Here is a 20,687-nt window from a genome sequence, read left to right as displayed (position 1 = left end):
TCATTTTAAGGTTAAAATTGGGCGGTTAACCCCAGATTAAAGAAACGCGTTTGGGGTGCAGTACCTATGTTCATTTCCAGTATCTCCCTGTTAGGAGAGAAAGTCATCAAATTCGCTCCATTGATATACACACCCATTCCTTTGATAAAATTGTTACCGAAAAATCTCTCGGTGGGCACATCGTAGGAAAGCTGAACTCTTGCCAGATCAAATCGGTCAGTGCTGTAAAGCCAGAAGTCGGAATTACGGAAGTTATTGGCACCATTGAGCGTGGTCAATCGGTGAAATGTTGCCGTTGCACTGGTTTCCTCAGTCCACCTATCCCTGGCTATTTCCGAATACTTGTCTTCCCCAGCCATCCAGAAATAAGAGGAACTTCTCATAGCATGAGCACCTGTTCTGGCTATTCCCAAAGCGAAAAATGTGAAGTTTTTCCATTGTGCTGTCACATTCACCCCCAAAGTCAGTGGAGATCCAAACCAGCCTCCTCTGCCCAGATACATTTCATCCTGAGGGGTAATCCTGCCATCCCCATTTTGGTCCACATATCTGATATCCCCGGGCCTAACCTCTCCAAAGATTTGGGTTGGATTTGAGCTGATGTCATCCGTACTATTGAAAAAACCAGCATTTTGTAATCCCCATATAGCATCTAAAGGTCTTCCCTGTCTGTTTTGATAGGAATCTTGCCAAATTTCACCTCGCTCCAATGCTTTTGTGTTATAATAAGTACCTACAAATCCCAGTGAGAGATTGGTATTCCCAATCCTTTCGTTCAAATTTAGATTGAAGTCAAATCCTGTCCGCTGGTCCTTATTGAAATTTTCAAATGGGATAAAGGAAGAAGCAGGCCATCCTTGTGTAAAATAGGAAGGATAGATATCACCTCTTTGTGTCAACAAACCTGTCATGTGACTGATGAAAAAGGAACTGTTAAACACAAGCTTATTTTTGAAAAAGGAACCATCTACCCCTAAATTGATTTCCTCTCTTTTGGGGAAAGTCATAAAAGGATTTGCCCCACGTCTAGAAATTGTGGTGTTGTTGTTCAACCCATCCTTCCAAGTATAATATACCGTTCCATCACCTTGCTGTGTATACACCTGCTCATACAGGTAATAGTCTGCAATATCCAAGTCTGTATGCAATCTCCCTCCTGAAACTGAAATCATCAAATTGTCTACAACTGATGAATTCTTCAAGAAATCCTCGTTGCTGATCCTCCATCCCAAGGACATAGTCGGAGAAAATGCCTGACGGTTATTTTCAGGGAGTCTTGCCGAATGGATCAACGCCCCATTAAATTCAACCAGGTATTTATTTTGATAACTGTAGCCTAGGTGCAATCCCAAATTCGCATTACTTATCCGGTGATAAGTTGCCGAAGTCGCTTGCTGAAACCCTTGCCCTAAAACTATCGCTGATATTTGATGATCATTGTTGATTACTTTGTCGTAATTCAATTGTGCGGAAAACGCCATAGTCTGCTGGAACCAGTTATCAGTAATATTCTGCGTCCTGGTACTGGCATCCTGCCCAAACCTAGTAAGATTGGAAATCAAATCTTGTCCCGCATAATTATTCCAATGAGCTTGATAAACCGCGTAGTTGTTGTTAAAAGAAAGATTATAGGAAGTGGCGTAATTTATACCAAAACGTGTATTAAAGCTTAACCCATCCAAAACATTCCCTAAATCGGCGTTCACTCCCGTATTGAATTGGTATTGCCGCCTGGTGAACTGATTAGAACCTCCTGCATATATTCCGGCTATAGGGTTTGTTTGTTCCAGTTGAGTACCTCCCAATAAATATTGGCCATTAATAAGATGGTCACTGTTCTGTACAAAAGTCATAGAAGCCATATCATTTTCCTCTATCATGCTGATCGGAACAAGAGCGGAAAATCTGTGAGGCCGGATGTTGGCGGCGCCTTGCCAGAAGTTAGCGTTTACTCCCCTGCCATTGTTAAATATGGCAGCGGCATCTGCAAAAGCTGAAATACGGTCAGTCAAGTTTATGTCCACATTGCCCCTTACATTTAGTCGTTCATTTCTATTATATGCTGCTTGGCCAAAATCCAGTAAATCACCCTCTGACACATATCCTAAGTTGGTGTAATACCTTGCACGGTCGTTTCCTCCGGCTATTTCAACAGTCGCATCGTGCCTGCTGTATGCCCTTTGCAAATACTCTTCGGAATAGAAATCTGTATTGGGATATCTGTATGGATTTGCTCCGGATGCATGGTGATAGATTTCTTCTTGAGAATATAAAGGATCCAAACCGTCATTTGTACGTGCCTCATTATAAAGCGACATATACTCTCCTGAACCCAAATAGTTAGGAAACCTGCTCGGTACATGGATTCCCGTATTTGCTCGAACATTAATAGTTTGCCTTCCGGGAGCCCCACGTTTGGTGGTGATCATGATGACCCCTTTTGCAGCACGACTGCCATACAAGGCAACAGCGGATATACCTTTCAGAAATGTGACCTGTTCAATTTCCAAAGGCATCACACTGCCGGCCTCCCGAGGCACCCCATCCACCAACAACATGTATTCATTATTACCCCATATATTTCCGTGAAAACCAGGAGCAAATCCAGCCATATCCGCCAAGGGATGCGTGAAATAGTTTTTATCTATCAGATCCGGAACATTCACATAACTCACTGCTCCTATCAGATTGTCCCTATCCTGTGTCCTAAATGCTACATTTACCTGTCTTGATTCGAACTCATATTCTAAGTAAATATCATTTAATTGGGGAGTTGCTCTTATTATTTTTCTTTCAAATCCCGGCGCATCAATGATCAGGATGGAGTTTGGAGCAACAGCAAGTTCAAATTCCCCCATATTATCCGTGGTGGTCAAATTTTGCTCATCATTATCACTAATGATCGCCCCTAGTACCGGAACACCGTTCAGTTCTTTTACTGTACCTCTAAAATTTATATTTTGCTCATTCTGGGCTATCAATGACATCGGTAAAAATGCCATAACAATCCCTAGAAGCCAGATTATTTTTATATCTCTCATCATTATCTTCTAATTAAGTTGATTGGTATACAGCCTTATTACCACCCAGGATTTTGTCTAAATTCTGGGTACAAGGTTACATCAGATACTTTTAGGGGCAGCCAGTAATGCCTTTCAGCCAAAGGACGCTCAAGGAGCACTTCTTCTCTTATATTAACCACCCTGTGTTGTGATGGATCTCCCGACAAATCTGTCTCAGGCGCCCTATCAAATTCCAATGAAGTTTTTAAGGTGTAAGGTCTTTCTATCAAGAGCATCCACCTTCGCAAATCATTGAATCGATGTGCTTCAAATGCCAATTCCACTGCTCTTTCTCTCCTTATTTCTTCCATAAAATCAGTCACTGAAGCTTGATATTGAGGCAATACTCCGGGCACGCCTGCTCGGGCCCGAATGGCATTCACAGCATCCAAGGCCGTCTTGTCAAAATTTGGGGATTTACCCATCACTGAACCATAGCCCATCAATGCTGCTTCTGCATACATTAAGTACACGTCTGCTAATCGGAGGTAGGGAACATTTAAATGCAAGCCCACACCAAAGGCAAATGCATTGTCATACCTATTGGCCGTCAAAGGAACGAATTTGCGGTTAAGCAGTCCGGTTGGACTTTGTGAAACAGAACCTCTATAACTACCATTTGTATATAAGTTTGCATGTCTGTGCGCCTCATCAGAAGGCGGCATGGATCCCTGAACTACCTGCACCCCATCATAGACAATACTATTGTAAAATCTGGGATCCCTGTCTCTGAATGGATAACTGGGATCATACCCTGAAGCAGGATCTGCCTGAGTTATGTCTTCAGGAAGTGGCATACCATTCGCCATACCAAAGTTTCTGTTTACATAATTGGCAGTTGGAAAAAATCTTGAAGGATCACCGTCCGTTATTACAGATGGGAAAAATGTTCTTGTAACACCCCAAAGAGATTGGTCTCCATGCCAATACAAAGACCTGAATATTGCCTCTGTCCCTCCAGAAAGTGCCCAATTCTGACCTGTAGTATAAAAATTATCATTCCACCTTTCAAAAGGCATAAGACTATACTGGGTCTCTCCGCCTTCTACCAAAGCCAACAACTCTCCAAATGCTTCTGCAGATCTAATACTAAAATCCTGATTGTAATTCCTGCTTCCTGTAGATTCGAAATTCATTAAGGGACTTGCAGCATACAAAAGGTTCTTACCTAAATAAGCCAGTGCCATTATTTTATTGACCCTTAACTCATTTCTACCCAAAGTCCTTCTCCCAGCAACAGTATGATCCCAATTAATAGGCAACAAATCAGCTGCTCTTCTCAAATCCGCAGCGGCCCTTTCAGCACTTTCATGATAGTTCAAGCGAGGTTCACGCAGAGGTTCATCCCCGGGCAGGGCCCGATCGATATAAGGTAGTCCACCTACATACTGTATAAGCATAAAATGAAACCAACCTCTGAAAAACAACAATTGCCCTTCGATAAGGTCTCTTTCCTCTTGAGTTGCTTCTGTCATTCTTGCCAGATTCTCCAAGCCAAGGTTTGCTTTTCGGATACCGTACCATGCTAAAGGCCAAAGTCCTTTAGTATGAGCATGATTATTAGTATTTCTCGAATGCCTATCCAACCAACTTGCCATTCCTCCATGACCACTATGCTCTGCTTGCCAACCCCAGAAATTACCCCTGTCAAACATAAAGGTCACGTGAAAATTACCGGCATTACAGACCATTTCATCTTCACCCCAATTCCAGGATGCTGTCCAATAATTGGTTGTAAAATTTGGAATGCATTGATACAGTTCCTCTGTATAACCTTGGAAATTCTCAAAATTAACGAAGGCAATTTCTTCTGAAATCACTGATTCAGGAGTTCTTTCCAAATAATCTTCACAGGAAGCAGTTAAAAGAACTATAACTGACAAGATTATTAATCTTGGATTAAAATTTTTATATACCTGATTTATCATTTCTAAAAACAATTTAAAATGTCATATTAATACCCATGTTCACCCTTCTCACCATTGGATAGGCACCATCCCAAGCAGCTCCGGGACCAAAATTTGACTCCCTGTCATCAGGCATCTGGCTCCATACCAAAAGGTTGTTTCCGTTTAGAAAAACCCTCAAACCTCCGACACCCAATTTCCTGACCTGTTCAGGTCGGAAAGTATAAGCGATTTCCGCATTCTTTAAGCGCAGGTATGATCCATCATACAAATACCTGTTACCATAGTAATAAGACACTGGTGTCAACCAGGGCGGTAAAGGTGTATCCGGGTTAGGGTTGTCTATAGACCAATAGGTCCCCTCGTCATACACAAGGTTTCTTTGTCCGGCAAGGTTGGTAAATGGCACATCCCGAGTGACATTATTGACCCCATATATCTGTACAAAAAAGCTAAAGCCCTTATAATCGATACCCAGATTGGTATTATAGGTATTTTGAGGAACTCCTGAAAAACCATATGGAGCAGCGTCAAAAGCATCGATAATGCCATCTCCATTAAAATCTATGATATTGTAGCCTCCTGGCAACCTTCCGTCATTGTTTGTATTGTGGGGAGTTTGGGCATAAACTTCATCCCAAGTATTGTAATAACCATGGCTGAGATGGGAACGGTGTTGCCCCAATTGAAAGCCCGCTTGTTTCTGGTAATCCACCAAAAATTCGGGATCATCTCTATTGACAACCACATCCACAGCACGGGTAACCATCAAGTCGGCCCATAGCCTTACCCCGCTGCTGAAAACCTTATTAAACCCTAATACGATTTCATATCCGGAGGTGGTAACCCGGCCAAGATTGGCGGCAGGTGCAGCAGTTCCAAAATAACTTGGGATAGAACGACCGCTGGTCATTAAAATATCTACCCGATCATCACGGAAAAGATCGAAACTACCATCTATTAATCCGTCAAATAAACTAAACTCAGTTTTAAAATTGTACTTATACACTGTTTCCCAACGCACATTCGGGTTCCCCACTACTGCCTCACGATACCAAGTGTACGGACTCTCGTTCCCTTGCCATCCGACAGTTTCAAGTCTGGAACGTCCAACACTATTGTCGCCTCCAGCGCCTCCATATGCCCACTGATTCATAAATAGGAACCTTTCCCCTATCTGGTCATCTCCCACTTGGCCATAGGAAGCCGTAACTTTTAAAAAATCTAAAGCAGAAATCGATTGCATAAAACTTTCCTCAGAAATTACCCAACCTATACCCCCAGAAGAGAAGAATGCAAATCGAAAATCAGGTCCAAATTTCTCCGAACCATTATAGGCTCCATTGTATTCTACCAGGTATTTCCGCTTGTAGTTATAAGTAGTCCTAAACACCCAGTCTTCCCTATACATTGGAATCATACTTCCTATAGCATCCTGCTGCCTACTAAATAATCCCATCATGGTATAATTGTGATCATTAGCAATAGTACCGGAATAATTCAGCTGCCCTTGGTAAAACAGTCTTCTTTGAGCACCTTGAACAGTTCCGCCTTGTGTAGTCCATGCAATAGGCTGGAAAAAATCAAAATTACTGTTATCAAAATTCACCCTGTATTGGGTCCGCCCTGTTAAAGGGTCAACCCAGATTTGTTCTGTGGTGTTGAATTCATCATTGACACCCCTGTTAATCTCTGTAAAGGTATTGTCTACCGCCAGGGTAGCGCGAAAGTTTAATCCTTTTGTAATCACTGCTAAATCCTGTTCCAATACCAAGTTGGTGGATAAGCTCGCTGTGGTTATATTTTCAACTCCGGCGGTGGCCAAAAGCCTTCCCGAGTTGATAACCCCGTAATCATCCTGTGGAAAATACCCCCAAAGACCATTCGAATATCTTGGGACAAAGGCATCAGGTGGGTTTCTATAAGCAGCCCTCCAATAACTGGCGTCATCACCACCACCCCAAGGTGTCTGCCTGACTCCATAAACCCCTCCCAAATTGACTCCCAATTTGGTGGTACTGGTCAACTGAAAATCAAGGTTATTCCTGAAGTTTAACCGGTTATAATTAAATCCTGGCTGATAACCTCGGTCAGCATCGATATCATTGAACAAGTCTCCCTCATGTTGAAAATCAATTGCAGCATAATATTTTACCAAATCAGTTCCCCCTTGTACGGAAACATTGGCATTATATGCCATGGCTTGATCCTTAAACAGGTAGTCCTGCCAATCAATATTTGGGTAGCGCTCTGCTTCCGCAAGGTCAGCCGGGTTTCTGTATTTTTCTCTGATACCCTGAGGGATGATCTGTGACCAAGATTGGGGACTAACCGATAATTCTCTCTCTATGGCTTGATTACGGATACCAATGGCATCATAAGAATCCATTTTACCAGGCAATTTCGAAGGGGATTTAACAGTAGTCATTACTCTTGCCACTATTTCAGCCTTACCTTCTCTACCTCTTTTAGTGGTAACGATAATTACGCCGTTTGCTCCCCGGGAACCAAATACGGCTGTTGCGGATGCATCTTTTAATACCGATATAGACTCTACAGAACCTATATCCATTTGGTTAAAAAATTCAGGCCTTTCTACTCCATCGACTAATATTAGCGGTTGATTGCCATTCCAGCTATTTGCTCCTCTAATAAAGATCTGGGGATTCTCAGCGCCTGGCATACCAGTACTTGCAGTGGTGATTAGACCTGGCAAGTTTCCAGTCAAGGCGGCCCCTAGGTCGGAAACCCCTCCAGTCCGCTGCAAAACCTGATTATCAGTTTGTGCTACGGCCCCGATAAGGGTTTCTCTTCTTTGCTCCCCATATCCAATAACCACAACTTCATCTAAAGATGCCATATCTTCAGCCAGAATAACACTATAGTCTGTTCTGCTATCAGTGACCTGAACCTCAAGAGGTTTGAACCCTATAAACCTGAACACCAATGTTTCTCCTACAGATGCATTTATGCTGTATTGGCCATCCAAATCTGTAATTGTTCCCCTAGTTGTTCCTTTAACTTGAACAGTCACTCCTGGGAGAGGTAGATTATCTTCGGCATCTCTCACCACACCAGTTATTTCTATAAATAAAGCTTTCGTTAGGTCATTTTTAGAAGCTCCCATGATAGAGATGTGCTGATTTTGAGCTAAACCAACTTTCGTAGAGTTGATTTCAAATCCCAAATGATTAGATCTTTGAAAAAACTTTTGGCTTTCTAATACATCGATGTTTCTCTCAAGGCTATCTTCAGAAAAACTCCCGTCTGACCTTCCATCTAACTTAGCATCAGCGCTAAGTTTTCCAAGTCCAGAGTTTGGACTCCCATAGGCATAATCTGCCATTTCAGTTTCTCCAGTGTCCGCAAGTGAAACCCCCGAGAAAATCAGCTGAAATACCAGAAAATACCTCACTTTTCTTGAGAAAAAAAGTGATTGTCTTTGTAAAATATTTTCCATACGATATGATTAGGTTTATTGAACTATTTACTGTTTTAATCCATGCCTTATGCGGGAAATCACAGGTTTTGGCAGGACCCATTACTTCTTCTTAATCAAACTACAAGAGAAGGATTCGGATGGATAGGTAGACACTGAAAAAAATCGGTGTCCAAATTTTTGAAAAAGTATTTCGGCCAGTGGTCTGAACTTTCAAACAGAAATATGGAGCACGCCGACAATAGGCAAAGGTATAAGTACAGCATTTTATCTTGGGTTGTATTGAAATTTAACTAGCTCAAATATATATAAGTATTCAAAAAACCCGAACAATACTATTTTTTACAATTGATTGATTATCAGTTCTTTAAGTTTTCAATTGCGGTTTATCAAAACGCATTAATTGAATAAAAATGGCATTTGGGAAGAATTAACAGGGTTTTTTGAAAAAATTTAATAAATCACCTATTTCACTTAAGTGAAATACCTGAATATCAACTACTTAAAGACAAAAAACTTTACACATATTTTAGACTTAATTGCGACAAAATTGAAAAAACATGAAATTAATTTCTCCTTAAAAATTACCACGAAACTATAAAACAAAATTACCTATACATTCAAAATATATTTCCGTATAATATTTTAGGAATTTTATTTGAATAACCTCTAAGATCGACTGGCATCATTGTATCGGTAATCATGCTTCAAATTATTCGGGCATAAAACTACTTGCTATTACTTGATATCAAGATTAATAATAGGAACGTGGGATCCGCAAAAGCAAAGGGTGTTTTAAACTGCTGAGTATTAAAAATTAATTGAGTAGACAAAAACTAGAAAAAAGAGAAGCGCCTGAAGGGCTGAATAATAAAATATTAAGGTCTAAAAAAATATTGCAGTGAGAATTAATACACACACGTAATACACAACCGATTTTAAAAGAAAAGCAATTGCCCTTCAGTTAAAACAAGGAGCAAAAAAATTATAAACATGGAATAGAATAGGCTGACTAGCCGTTACTTCTTCACCTCTTTGATTTTCTTAATGACATTCTCCTTTGGCAAACCGTCCTTGTCAAACACCAAAGGATAGGCAGTCCGACCTTTCATGGGCCAATTATTCAGCCAGCTATCCTGGTCGGTCAATCCCCAAAAAGTGACTCTTGATATCTTATCCTCATGCTTGAGAAAAAGCTCAAATAATTCCTTATACCGTTCGGCTAGCTTTTGCTGCACCTCTTCCGGAAGCCCAGTTTTATATGGGTTATACTTTTCCTCAAAATCAAAAGTAGCATCAATATCGGCACCGTGCCGGTTTACCGGGTTAGGAAGCACATCGATGTCCACTTCCGTAAACATCACCTGGAAACCCGCCTCAGCAATTGCTAAGATAGAATTTTCGATCTGCTCCAGACTCGGAGACTCCAGCCCGTAATGGCCTTGCATACCAATACCGTCAACTCTAATCCCCTCAGCCCTCATTTCTTTTGCCAGCTCAATGGCAGCGTCCCGCTTTTCAGGCTTCCACATATTATAATCATTATAATATAGCTCCATCCCAGGGTCCACTTCGTTGGCAATCTGAAAAGCCTGTTTGATAAAATCTTTCCCGGCTATCTCGTACCATTTTGAGGTCCTATACTCCCCGTTATCGAAAAACGCCTCATTCACCACGTCCCATCCATGAACTCTCCCTTTGTATCTGCCCGCCACATTGACAATATGATCTTTCATCCTTTCCAACAAAGCTTCTTTTCCTACTTCCTTGCCCTGCTCATCCTCAAAAACCCAATCCGGCACCTGCTGATGCCATACCAGAGTATGACCGATGATGGAAGCATCCATCTGTTCTCCCAAAGCCACGAATTGATCAGCAGCCTCAAACCTATAGGTATTTGGCTCGGGATGCATGTTGCTCCACTTAAGCAGGTTTTCAGCAGTAATGCTGTTGAAATGCTGGAACAATATTTTCTCCTCCTGACTGTTTAACTCTTTTACCTGCTTGTGATTCAATGCCGCACCAATAGTAAAATTACCTTCAAAAGCATCTTTAAGCCCGTCATTCTCTACATGTTTTCCTGCCAGCAAACTAATAATCACCGTCAATAAAAGGGCTTTGCCAGAAAAGAAGAAAATATTCATTAGCTTAAAATTTAAAGGTATAAAATCAGTTTACGGTGTGACAGTTAAAACCCAATGGAGTTCCCCCCATCCACTACCAATACAGCACCGGTAACGAAGTCTGCCGAACCGTTGGAGAAATAGTATACAGCTTCCGCGATATCTTCCGGTTGGCCCAACTTCCTCATGGGCGTTCTACTCAGGATTTTTTCCTTTCGTTGAGGCTCATCCTTAAATGCTTTCGTGGACATAGCCGTTTCGATAAACCCAGGGGCAACACAGTTTACACGAATACCCAACGGGGACAATTCTACCGCCATAGCTTTGGTCATGCCTTCTATGGCTGCCTTGGAGGCTGTGTAGGCGATCACCTTTGGAATACCATATTTGGCAGCCATGGAACTAATGTTAATTATGCTCCCCTTTCCTTGGTCAACCATTATTTTACTGACCTCTCTTGACAGGACAAAAACAGAAAGCACATTCATATGCAAGACTTTTCCAAATTCCTCTGCTGACACTTCCAGCATTTCCTTCTTAAGGTTGATCCCTGCATTATTTACAAGGATGTCCACCTTGCCAAACTCATTTTTTATGTCCTGGACCAAAGAAGGTATTTGATCAATATCATTTAAGTCAAAACTGATAGTATGGGCCAAGTCCCCCAATTCTTCTTTGGCCATTTTCAATTTTTCTTTATCCCTACCAATGATGATAGTTTTAATCCCCGAAGAGGTATATTTTTTGGCAGTGGCCAAACCGAGCCCTGAGGCTCCTCCTGTTACGATAGCCACTTTTGGTGTTTCATTCATATTGGTAAGATTTTAAATCCCAGGTACAAATTTGGGGTCTATGCTTTTGTAATATTCAAGATCTTTTTCAGGCTTTTCTACACCCTCAGGAATTGGTTTTTGGGAGTATTGCTGAAAATATAGGAGACATGCATTTTTCCACCATTCAGCTTCTTCCGCTTGAATTTTCAAAAAGGAAAGCACGTGCTCATACCTCTCCGCATCAATAAAACCTTCCAAACTTCTCCAAACCTCCACATTGCTACGGGCCTCATCGACACCTTCTTGATAGCGCTTGGCTAATCCATCCCATAAGATTTCGCCGTTTTCCAAAGTATAATCCCATGGCAAATGATGAAACCATAAAAGGAATTTTTCAGGGGTAGTTTCGGGATCGGACCATTGTTTCTCCAGTTCAGGATGATATTGCTTCAATGCATCACTCCCTTCGGCAGTCCGGTCAAATCCGATCCCATATTCACTAGCTTGATGGTAATAGGTGCTATTCCAATCTTCCCGATGCTTTCCTGTCACCCAAGGCCCCGGCCCATAATGATGGTCCCAGGCCATGATGTGGTGTAGCCCCAAAGGCGTCATATAATTAACAACCATTTCGTGCGATGCCAACATAACATCTTTCACAGGTCTCACAAATTCCTCATTTGAGGAAAAAGTTAGCTTAATCCAATCATCTGCAATGTTGCTGGATTTTTCTTCTGGATTCCAAGCCAATCTACCGAAGGCAAACCAATTTGCCTGGTGAAAATGATGTCCAGTCCAATTACGGTCAGAGCCAATATTGGATACCCCTGCAATGGCAGAAAGTGAATGATTGAATAACTGCCCACTAACGATCTTACTTACTGTTGACCCCTCTCCCTTGGCGTGAGTATCTGTTTGCAGGATCTCCTCATACATTGGCGCCAAAAATGCCAAGTGCGTATCGTGACCCAAATACTCTTGGGTAATCTGAAACTCCATCATTAGCGGAGTCTTTTCCAATCCCCCGAAAAGTGAATGAAATGGCTCTCGTGGTTGAAAATCAATCGCACCGTTTTTCACTTGCACGATCACATTATCCCTAAATTGCCCGTCTAAAGGCTTAAACTCATTATACGCCTGTTTGGCCCTATCTTCTGGAGACTCCTCGCTATACACGAAGGCCCTCCACATTACAATTCCATTGTATGGTTTTAAGGCATCGGCCAATAAGTTGGCACCTTCAGCCTGGGTTCTTTTATAATTATGAGGCCCCGGCTGTCCTTCCGAATCCGCTTTTACCAAAAAACCCCCGAAATCCGGAATGTAGTCGTAAATTTCCTCTACTTTATCAGCCCACCATTTTTTGACCTCCGGATCAAGCGGGTCGGCAGTTTCCAGTTTGCCCAACTCTATAGGAGAAGAAAACCTGGCCGTGAGATAAACTTTAATTCCATATGGACGAAAAACTTCAGCCAAGGCAGCTACCTTCTCCAAATACTCAGGTGTGAGGATCAACGAGTTCGCATTAACATTTGTCAATACTGTCCCATTAATCCCAACAGACGCATTGGCCCTAGCATAATCTATATATTGCTGATCGATGTGTCTTGGAAGACGGTGCCAATTCCAGATACTAAAACCCGAATAGCCCCTCTCCACTGTCCTGTCCAAATTATCCCAATGATTTAATATGCGATGTTCTATAGTTGGCGCATCTTTGAATCCATATGTAGGAAGTTTTTCATTTTTCTGGATTTTTTGAAGAAAACGAAAGGTTCCATATAATAGTCCAATCTGAGATTTTGCGGTTATTAAGACCTGGGAAGCGCCATTATAGTTAATTTCTTTAATAAAGAAGCCTTGTTCAGAAAGACTGTTCATTTCATCCTCCGGAATGACATCCCGCAACCCCTGATCATATAACTGTATCCTGAGATTGGCACCCTCATCCGAACTCTCTACAACATCTTCATCAAACATCCCCTTGCTCGCCCTAGCTAACTCATCTTTAATTGCATCAATAGTGCTGGACTCCCCTTCAATGTAGACGGATGAGAAAATTTCTCTGTAAGAGCTGTTATTTATCGAATAATACTGCAACCATAACTTATAACCATCATTGGCAAAGGCCTGCAGCGCTACAAAACTGAAGAGTAATAAAAAACTCCATTTCTTCATGGACTTGGGTAATTATTGGTAAACTTTATTTTCTTTTCGAGGATTCTCGCACAATTAATTCAGAGCGTAAAGTAATCTTATTCGTATTTTCCAAAACCCTGTCCGCTCCTCCACGCAGGTGATTAATGAGGTTTTTCATCGCCACCTCTCCAATTTCGTAACCCGGGTAATTTATAGTCGTGATGGCCGGCTCTACCAATCTGGATATTACGTCATTATTAAAACCAACCACAGCTATATCTCTTGGAACTTTTAAGCCATTCAACTTTAGGTGCAACAAACAGCTGGCTGCGCAGGAATCATTGGACACAAATATCCCATCTGGCTTTGGGTCAAGGGTCAAAATTTTATTGACGATTTCCTCTCCTGATTCCTCATTTAAATTGGAGCGAAAAACCAGGTTTTCATCGAAGGGAATCTCATTGTCCATCAGGGCGTATTTGTATCCTTTCAACCTGTCGGTATATACATTAATATCAGAATGTCCCATTACGTGAACTATCTTTTTGCACCCCTGCTCTATCAGGTGGGCCGTAGCCTTATATCCAGACTGAATGTTATCAATTACAACGCCCGTATATTGGTCATTTTCGATTATTCTATCAAAAAACAATACCGGAATTCCCTTTTTTATGAATGGATTAAAGTGATCAATATTCGGGGTATTGAAAGCCAAAGAAACCAGCAAGCCATCTACCCGGCTATTGAACATGGTTTGGGCATTAGCCTTCTCTTTATCATAAGACTCTTGAGACTGGCTAATAATCAAGTTAAATCCGGCTTCGTTGGCCACCTTTTCCATTCCGGCAATGACGGAACTTTGGAAAGAACCGTTCAACCTAGGCACAATAACCCCAATATTATTCGTCTTTTTACTCCTGAGATTTGACGCAAACACATTGGATTGATAACCTAATTCCAATGCGGCGTCGTGAATTCTCTTTCTAGTTTTTTCTTTTACAGCCGGGTGATTATTAAGTGCTCTGCTAACAGTGGTGGGAGACAGACCAAGATCCTTTGCTATATCATAAATCGTAATCTCTTTTTCCATATATTAAAATTAAATAGAAATACATATATTAATTGACGGAATTATATCCTGCCAGAACACACACTTGAATTATGAGGTGGCTCAAATATATTAAATTAAAATGACTGTTCAAAGACAATAAATGAAATCGGTTTCAAGGTGCTTATTTCTGCATTTTTCATACATTTCGGGCCTTATTGCCCTCCAAAGCCAGCCATTCGTAGTTGCAAATTAAAAATTAAAATGAAATCGGTTGTTTTTTGGTTAAATTATTTTGAAGTTTAGGGACACAAAATGAAGACATGTTTTACAGGTATTATAAAGTTAATGCGTAAAACATGAAATATTCGGATTTAGACACATTTTATTCTACTGTTTCTAAAAAAACATAAACTATTTTAACCACCCAAATAGTGGCTTTCATTTTTGAGAACAAAGATTAAAAACTTATGCATAACAGTGAACCCTTAGTACAAACATGGAGATGGTATGGTCCAAAAGACCCGGTTTCTCTACAGGACATTCGTCAAGCTGGAGCCAAAGGCATAGTATCAGCCTTGCACCACATCCCGCATGGAGAAGTATGGCCATTAGACCAAATATTGACGCACAAATCTATAATCGAGGAAAGCGGGCTAACTTGGGCAGTAGTAGAAAGCTTGCCAGTCCATGAATCTATAAAAGTAAGGAATAGCCAGAGCGAATTTTACCTCAACAATTACCGCCAGTCACTCCGCAATCTAGCCAAAGCAGGGTTAAAAACCATTTGTTATAACTTCATGCCCGTTTTGGACTGGACCAGAACAAACCTGGCCATGCCTCTTGACAATGGAGGAACTGCTCTTTCCTTTAACTGGGTGGACTTGGCCATATTTGACATTTATATTCTTAAAAGGAAAAACGCGCTCGATTCCTATTCAGAGAATATAAGGTCTAAGATCGATGAACAATACCGTTCCTATCCTGAAGGTGGGCTGGAAGATTTAAAAAACGCCATATTACTAGGCGTACCCACCGAAGAGTTGGTAACTATCTCATCATTAGAAAATAGCCTAGATGTGTACAATGAGCTCGGAAAAGAAGGGCTGTTTGAAAACCTATTCCACTTTTTGAGAAGTATTGAAGCTACCTGTGAGGAGGAGGGAATTCTGATGACAATTCATCCAGACGATCCTCCATACCCTATTTTGGGCTTACCCAGAATAGCCTCTAACCTTGAAGATCTCCAGTATATATACGAACAGGTAAACGCTAAATTCAATGGTTTTTGTTTTTGCACCGGTTCATTGGGAGCAGGAGCAAACAATGACGTACCGGCAATTTTAGACCATATTGGCCCAAGAGTATATTTTGCCCATTTGAGAAACGTATCAAAAGACCCAATGGGCAATTTCCATGAGTCTGACCACCTTGATGGAGACGTGGATATGTATCAAGTGATGAAAAAATTGGTCGCACTAAACCAAAAAAGCGAATCCCCAATTCCTTTCCGTCCGGACCATGGACACCAGGTTCTTGACGACCTAAACAAGGAGACGATTCCCGGTTATTCTGCAATAGGCAGACTAAAAGGTCTTGCTGAATTACGGGGCCTTGAATTGGGAATTTTGGGATCATCCCAGAAATAAACCCAGACAAGATGATAAAAAAACATTTAGCTCTTGCCTGTTTTTTAGCTTTCACATGTTTATTACCTAGCTATACACAAGGGTTTCAACGAAGTAAGATTGTTTTTTCAGAAAAAGGACCGGATAGATTTCCTTTGGTAGATGAGGAGCCTGCCATACTTGTATTGGCCCAAAACGAACATGATGGAGTAAAGATTGCCGCTGAAAACCTGCAAAAGGATATCGAGAGGGTTACCGGCAAGAAACCTTCATTGGACCAAACTGCCGAGGTAAAAAAGGCCTCTTCTATTGTCATTGTTGGGACAATAGGAAAAAGCAGCATTATTGACCAATTGATAAAGGATGGAAAGTTGGACATCAGTGATGTTGGTGGCAAATGGGAGACCTATCTTATTCAAACCATTCAAAACCCAATGGAAGATGTCCCAGAGGCTCTAGTCATTGCAGGAAGCGACAAAAGAGGGACAATTTTTGGTATTTACGAGATTTCCGAACAAATCGGTGTGAACCCCTGGTATTGGTGGGCAGATGTACCTGTACGCAAAAGTGGAAAATTATTTGTAGTTAATGGACGCCATTCTCAAGGCACCCCGGCAGTAAAATATCGAGGGATCTTTATTAATGATGAGGCGCCTGCGTTGGCAGGATGGGCGGAAGAAAAATTCGGTGGCTTTAACCATAAGTTTTACTCACATGTGTTCGAACTGATCCTACGGCTAAAAGGCAATTACCTTTGGCCAGCCATGTGGGGACGTGCCATATATGACGATGATCCACTCAGCCCTGAATTGGCAGACCAATATGGTGTCGTGATTGGAACCTCCCACCATGAACCACTCATGCGAGCGCATGTGGAGTGGAGCAGGTATGGAGAGGGCGATTGGAATTATGATACTAACCCAGAAGTTTTGAGAGAATTCTGGAGGGAGGGAATTGAGAGAATGGGTGACTATGAAAGTGTGGTCACTTTGGGAATGAGAGGCGATGGAGACGAACCGATGTCTGAAGAAAACAACATTGAGCTGTTGGAAAGAATTGTAGCCGACCAACGAGAAATTATTTCTGAAGTCACCAATAAACCCATTACCGAAACGCCACAGGTATGGGCTCTTTACAAAGAAGTGCAAGATTATTATGATCAAGGCATGCGGGTTCCCGATGATGTCACCTTACTTCTTGCCGATGACAACTGGGGCAATGTAAGGAAGCTTCCTGCCATGGGAGACAATACCAGAAAAGGAGGATTTGGCATGTATTACCATTTTGATTACGTCGGGGGGCCTCGGAATTATAAATGGCTTAACACAAATCCCATAAGCCGGGTTTGGGAGCAAATGCAGCTCACCTACAACCATGGAGTAGAAGAGCTTTGGATTGTCAACGTGGGAGATATTAAACCTATGGAGCTTCCCACCACATTTTTCTTGGATTATGCTTGGAATCCCTCCGCATATCCAGCAGACAGAGTGGCCAACTATTCGACAGAATGGGCTTCTAGAGTATTCGGACCTGAATTTGCCACCGAAATCGGCCACCTTCTTGACAAATACACCAAATATAATGGGCGCCGCAAGCCTGAACTACTGGACCAGCACACTTACTCATTGGCAAACTACAATGAGTGGGAAAGAGTAGTCGAAGAATATAATACATTAGCTGATCTGGCAGAAGAGGTTAATCAAATCATCCCTGAGGAATACAGAGATGCTTATTACCAATTGGTGTTGTTCCCCATATTGGCTTGTTCCAATTTGAACGAGCTCTACTTCACAGTCGCCAAGAACCACTTATATGAATTACAGGGCCGAAAGTTAACCAATGAGATGGCCGAAAAGGCTAAAGAGCTATTTGAGCGTGATGCTGAATTAAGCAGGTATTATAACGAAGAACTCGCTGATGGGAAATGGAGCCATATGATGGACCAAACCCATATTGGCTATACGTACTGGCAGCAACCTGAAGAAAATGTGATGCCTGAGGTGAAAAGCCATACGCCACAAGAATATGCATCACTTGGGGTGGCTGTACCGTTTTCGAAAGAATTTTACCCACAAGCTGAGCAATTAGCCTTTCCTTCAATTTCTCCTTTTGGTCCCAAAAATCACTATTTTGAAATATTCAATAGGGGCAATGAGAATTTATCATTTGAAATCAAGCCAGAGGAATCTTGGATAATGGTGTCGGAGAAAAAAGGTATCACACCTGATCAGACTCGGATCAAATTGGAAGTGGATTGGGATAAGGTTCCTCAAGGGCAAACTTCAACTTCGATTACGATCGCTTCTGGTGAAGAACAAACCACAATTTCGGTCCCATTGCAGCAAATGAATTTACCTGAAAATTTTAAAGGGTTTGTGGAAAATAATGGGGTAATTTCGATTGAAGCACCGAATTTCACAGCCAAACATGAGGTGACACCCTTTAGATGGCAAACAGTGTCGGACCTAGGCCGTACGGGCTCAGCCGTGATTCCTGTGTCGGATAATAGTGACGATACAGAAGAAATGATGAATTATTTGGAATATGATATCTATGTGGAAACACACGGAAAGGTCTTGATGCATACTTATTTGTCTCCAACACTTAATTACCTAGACTTACCAGAAGGGATAAGGTTTGCCGTTTCTATTAATGACCAAAACCCTCAAATTATTTCAATCAACAAAGACAGCAGTGGAAAGCAGTGGAATAATTGGGTAGCCAACAACATCAATATTCAGACTAGCGAACACACCATAAATAAAAAAGGGAAACATACAATTAAGGTTTGGTTTATCGACCCTGGTGTGGTGTTTCAAAAGTTTGTGCTGGACATCGGCGGGCTAAAAGAGAGTTATCTTGGACCTCCGGAAAGCAAATTTATGGTCAATTAATAAAAATACATAAAACCCAAATTATCCAAATGTTATTCGAAACCTTAGATCTGGTAATTTTCATTGCCTATTGTCTATTAATTATCGCAATGGGCCTCCTGGTGTCCAGGGAAAAGAAAGGGCACGTAAAAAACTCTCAAGATTACTTTTTGGCCTCAAAGGCCCTCCCCTGGTGGGCAGTGGGAGCCTCCTTGATTGCATCCAACATCTCCGCAGAGCAATTTATAGGCATGTCGGGCTCCGGCTTTGCCCTAGGACTAGCTATATCCACCTATGAATGGATGGCGGCAGTTACCTTGATTGTGGTGGCTGTGTTTTTCTTACCTGTCTATATGAAAAAAGGCATTTACACTATGCCCGGCTTTCTTTTGGATAGGTATGATACACGTGTAAGAACTACTATGGCCATCTTTTGGCTATTGCTTTATGTATTTGTCAACTTGACATCAGTTCTTTACCTAGGAGCCCTAAGCTTAAATACAATCTTAAATGTCCCCATGACCTATGGCATTTTAGGATTGGCCCTTTTTGCCATGATTTACTCCATTTATGGTGGGTTAAAAGCGGTGGCTTGGACGGATGTGGTCCAGGTGTTTTTCCTCATTGGAGGAGGCTTGGCCACTACTTACATCGCTCTAATGATGGTAGGAGAAGGTAATGTTTGGGATGGTATAGGCTTGCTAAGAAAGGAAGTGCCAGGCCATTTTTCCATGATTTTATCCAAGGGTGAAATGATGATCCCTGATGGCCAAGGCGGAACCAGGGATGCCTATCTTGATCTTCCAGGCATCAGTGTATTAGTAGGCGGTATGTGGATTACCAATCTAAGTTACTGGGGATTTAATCAGTACATAACCCAAAGAGCCTTGGCAGCGAAGAGTTTGGATGAGGCCCAGAAAGGGATGATTTTTGCTGGATTCTTAAAATTGCTCATGCCTTTGATTGTCGTAATTCCTGGTATTGCCGCGCTGGTAATCGTTAAGAATGAAATCGATCCAGCTTTTGTGGAATCGATGAAAGACCCCATAACAGGTATAATCAAATCAGACAGGGCCTACCCTACCTTGCTTCAGTTATTACCTGTTGGACTCAAAGGTTTGGCCTTTGCAGCACTTACAGCCGCCATTGTATCTTCACTTGCATCCATGGCCAATAGTACTTCTACGATATTCACCATGGATATTTATAACAAGTACTTTGAAAAAAATGCTTCCCAAACAAAACAGGTAACGGTAGGAAGAATTACTGCTGCTGTGGCCTTCATAGTAGCGGCAGTAGTCGCCCCGGCCTTGGGCCAATTGGATCAAGCGTTTCAATTTATTCAAGAATACACCGGCTTTATTAGCCCTGGGGTATTTGCGATTTTCTTCTTCGGGATATTTTGGAAAAAAACTACTTCAAATGCCGCACTCTCCGCAGCAGCTTTAAGTATTCCAATGTCAGTATTGCTAAAAGTTATCTTTCCTCTTCTACCATTTTTGGATAGAATGGGAGTAGTTTTTCTAAGCTTATCAGTACTTATCATCGTGCTTAGTTTATTAGAGGGCAAAGGAAAAGATCATCCAAAGGGCATAACAATAGAAAAAGATTTGTTCAAAACCAGTATGGGATTCAAGATAGGGGCAGTGATCATCCTAGGGATAACGGCTGCTTTGTATATTGTTTTCTGGTAGA

General features: G+C 41.6%; 10 protein-coding genes. 3 read left to right on the top strand and 7 right to left on the bottom strand.

Annotated elements, in window-relative coordinates; translation table 11 throughout:
- Nucleotides 1–11: 11 nt before the first annotated feature.
- From KI659_RS01800 to KI659_RS01770, 7 genes are all read right to left on the bottom strand, one after another.
- Nucleotides 12–3,044, bottom strand: coding sequence for a SusC/RagA family TonB-linked outer membrane protein (locus KI659_RS01800; RefSeq protein ID WP_246535252.1), 3,033 nt, complete (start codon nucleotides 3,042–3,044; stop codon nucleotides 12–14).
- A 35-nt stretch (nucleotides 3,045–3,079) separates the two neighbouring features.
- Nucleotides 3,080–4,945 carry a RagB/SusD family nutrient uptake outer membrane protein gene (locus tag KI659_RS01795; protein ID WP_246535251.1) on the bottom strand — a complete coding sequence of 622 codons (1,866 nt, stop codon included), beginning with the start codon at nucleotides 4,943–4,945 and terminating at the stop codon, nucleotides 3,080–3,082.
- 58 nt (nucleotides 4,946–5,003) lie between these two features.
- Complete coding sequence (locus KI659_RS01790; RefSeq protein WP_213943625.1) at nucleotides 5,004–8,429, bottom strand: SusC/RagA family TonB-linked outer membrane protein; 3,426 nt, start codon at nucleotides 8,427–8,429, stop codon at nucleotides 5,004–5,006.
- A 998-nt stretch (nucleotides 8,430–9,427) separates the two neighbouring features.
- On the bottom strand, nucleotides 9,428–10,552 hold the full coding sequence (locus KI659_RS01785; RefSeq protein WP_213943624.1) for an endo-1,4-beta-xylanase: 1,125 nt from the start codon (nucleotides 10,550–10,552) through the stop codon (nucleotides 9,428–9,430).
- A 44-nt stretch (nucleotides 10,553–10,596) separates the two neighbouring features.
- Nucleotides 10,597–11,343 (bottom strand): SDR family NAD(P)-dependent oxidoreductase, encoded by a 747-nt coding sequence (locus tag KI659_RS01780; protein WP_213943623.1) that lies wholly within the window; start codon nucleotides 11,341–11,343, stop codon nucleotides 10,597–10,599.
- A gap of 12 nt (nucleotides 11,344–11,355) precedes the next feature.
- Nucleotides 11,356–13,482, bottom strand: coding sequence for an alpha-glucuronidase family glycosyl hydrolase (locus KI659_RS01775; protein WP_213943622.1), 2,127 nt, complete (start codon nucleotides 13,480–13,482; stop codon nucleotides 11,356–11,358).
- A gap of 25 nt (nucleotides 13,483–13,507) precedes the next feature.
- Nucleotides 13,508–14,533, bottom strand: coding sequence for a LacI family DNA-binding transcriptional regulator (locus KI659_RS01770; RefSeq protein WP_213943621.1), 1,026 nt, complete (start codon nucleotides 14,531–14,533; stop codon nucleotides 13,508–13,510).
- A gap of 428 nt (nucleotides 14,534–14,961) precedes the next feature.
- Between KI659_RS01770 and uxuA the strand changes: the two genes are divergently transcribed.
- From uxuA to KI659_RS01755, 3 genes are read left to right on the top strand one after another with little or no spacing between them, the layout of a single operon-like run.
- Nucleotides 14,962–16,140 (top strand): mannonate dehydratase, encoded by a 1,179-nt coding sequence (gene uxuA / locus KI659_RS01765; protein WP_213943620.1) that lies wholly within the window; start codon nucleotides 14,962–14,964, stop codon nucleotides 16,138–16,140.
- A gap of 11 nt (nucleotides 16,141–16,151) precedes the next feature.
- Nucleotides 16,152–19,013, top strand: coding sequence for a glycosyl hydrolase 115 family protein (locus KI659_RS01760; RefSeq protein WP_213943619.1), 2,862 nt, complete (start codon nucleotides 16,152–16,154; stop codon nucleotides 19,011–19,013).
- Nucleotides 19,014–19,042: 29 nt separating this feature from the next.
- Nucleotides 19,043–20,686, top strand: a complete 1,644-nt coding sequence (locus KI659_RS01755) for a sodium/sugar symporter (RefSeq protein ID WP_213943618.1) — start codon at nucleotides 19,043–19,045, stop codon at nucleotides 20,684–20,686.
- The last annotated feature ends 1 nt before the right edge of the window (nucleotide 20,687 follow it).

Source organism: Litoribacter ruber (assembly GCF_018449405.1).
GTDB classification, from domain to species: Bacteria; Bacteroidota; Bacteroidia; order Cytophagales; family Cyclobacteriaceae; genus Litoribacter; species Litoribacter ruber.
Note: the sequence above shows the minus strand (reverse complement) of the source record. Positions and strands in the feature narration are given on the sequence as shown.

What these genes read in the sequence shown, in the direction of transcription:
- KI659_RS01800 (WP_246535252.1), bottom strand. Translation starts at nt 3,044, where the DNA reads ATGATGAGAGATATAAAAATAATCTGGCTTCTAGGGATTGTTATGGCA.
- KI659_RS01790 (WP_213943625.1), bottom strand. Translation starts at nt 8,429, where the DNA reads ATGGAAAATATTTTACAAAGACAATCACTTTTTTTCTCAAGAAAAGTG.
- KI659_RS01785 (WP_213943624.1), bottom strand. Translation starts at nt 10,552, where the DNA reads ATGAATATTTTCTTCTTTTCTGGCAAAGCCCTTTTATTGACGGTGATT.
- KI659_RS01780 (WP_213943623.1), bottom strand. Translation starts at nt 11,343, where the DNA reads ATGAATGAAACACCAAAAGTGGCTATCGTAACAGGAGGAGCCTCAGGG.
- KI659_RS01775 (WP_213943622.1), bottom strand. Translation starts at nt 13,482, where the DNA reads ATGAAGAAATGGAGTTTTTTATTACTCTTCAGTTTTGTAGCGCTGCAG.
- KI659_RS01770 (WP_213943621.1), bottom strand. Translation starts at nt 14,533, where the DNA reads ATGGAAAAAGAGATTACGATTTATGATATAGCAAAGGATCTTGGTCTG.
- uxuA (WP_213943620.1), top strand. Translation starts at nt 14,962, where the DNA reads ATGCATAACAGTGAACCCTTAGTACAAACATGGAGATGGTATGGTCCA.
- KI659_RS01760 (WP_213943619.1), top strand. Translation starts at nt 16,152, where the DNA reads ATGATAAAAAAACATTTAGCTCTTGCCTGTTTTTTAGCTTTCACATGT.
- KI659_RS01755 (WP_213943618.1), top strand. Translation starts at nt 19,043, where the DNA reads ATGTTATTCGAAACCTTAGATCTGGTAATTTTCATTGCCTATTGTCTA.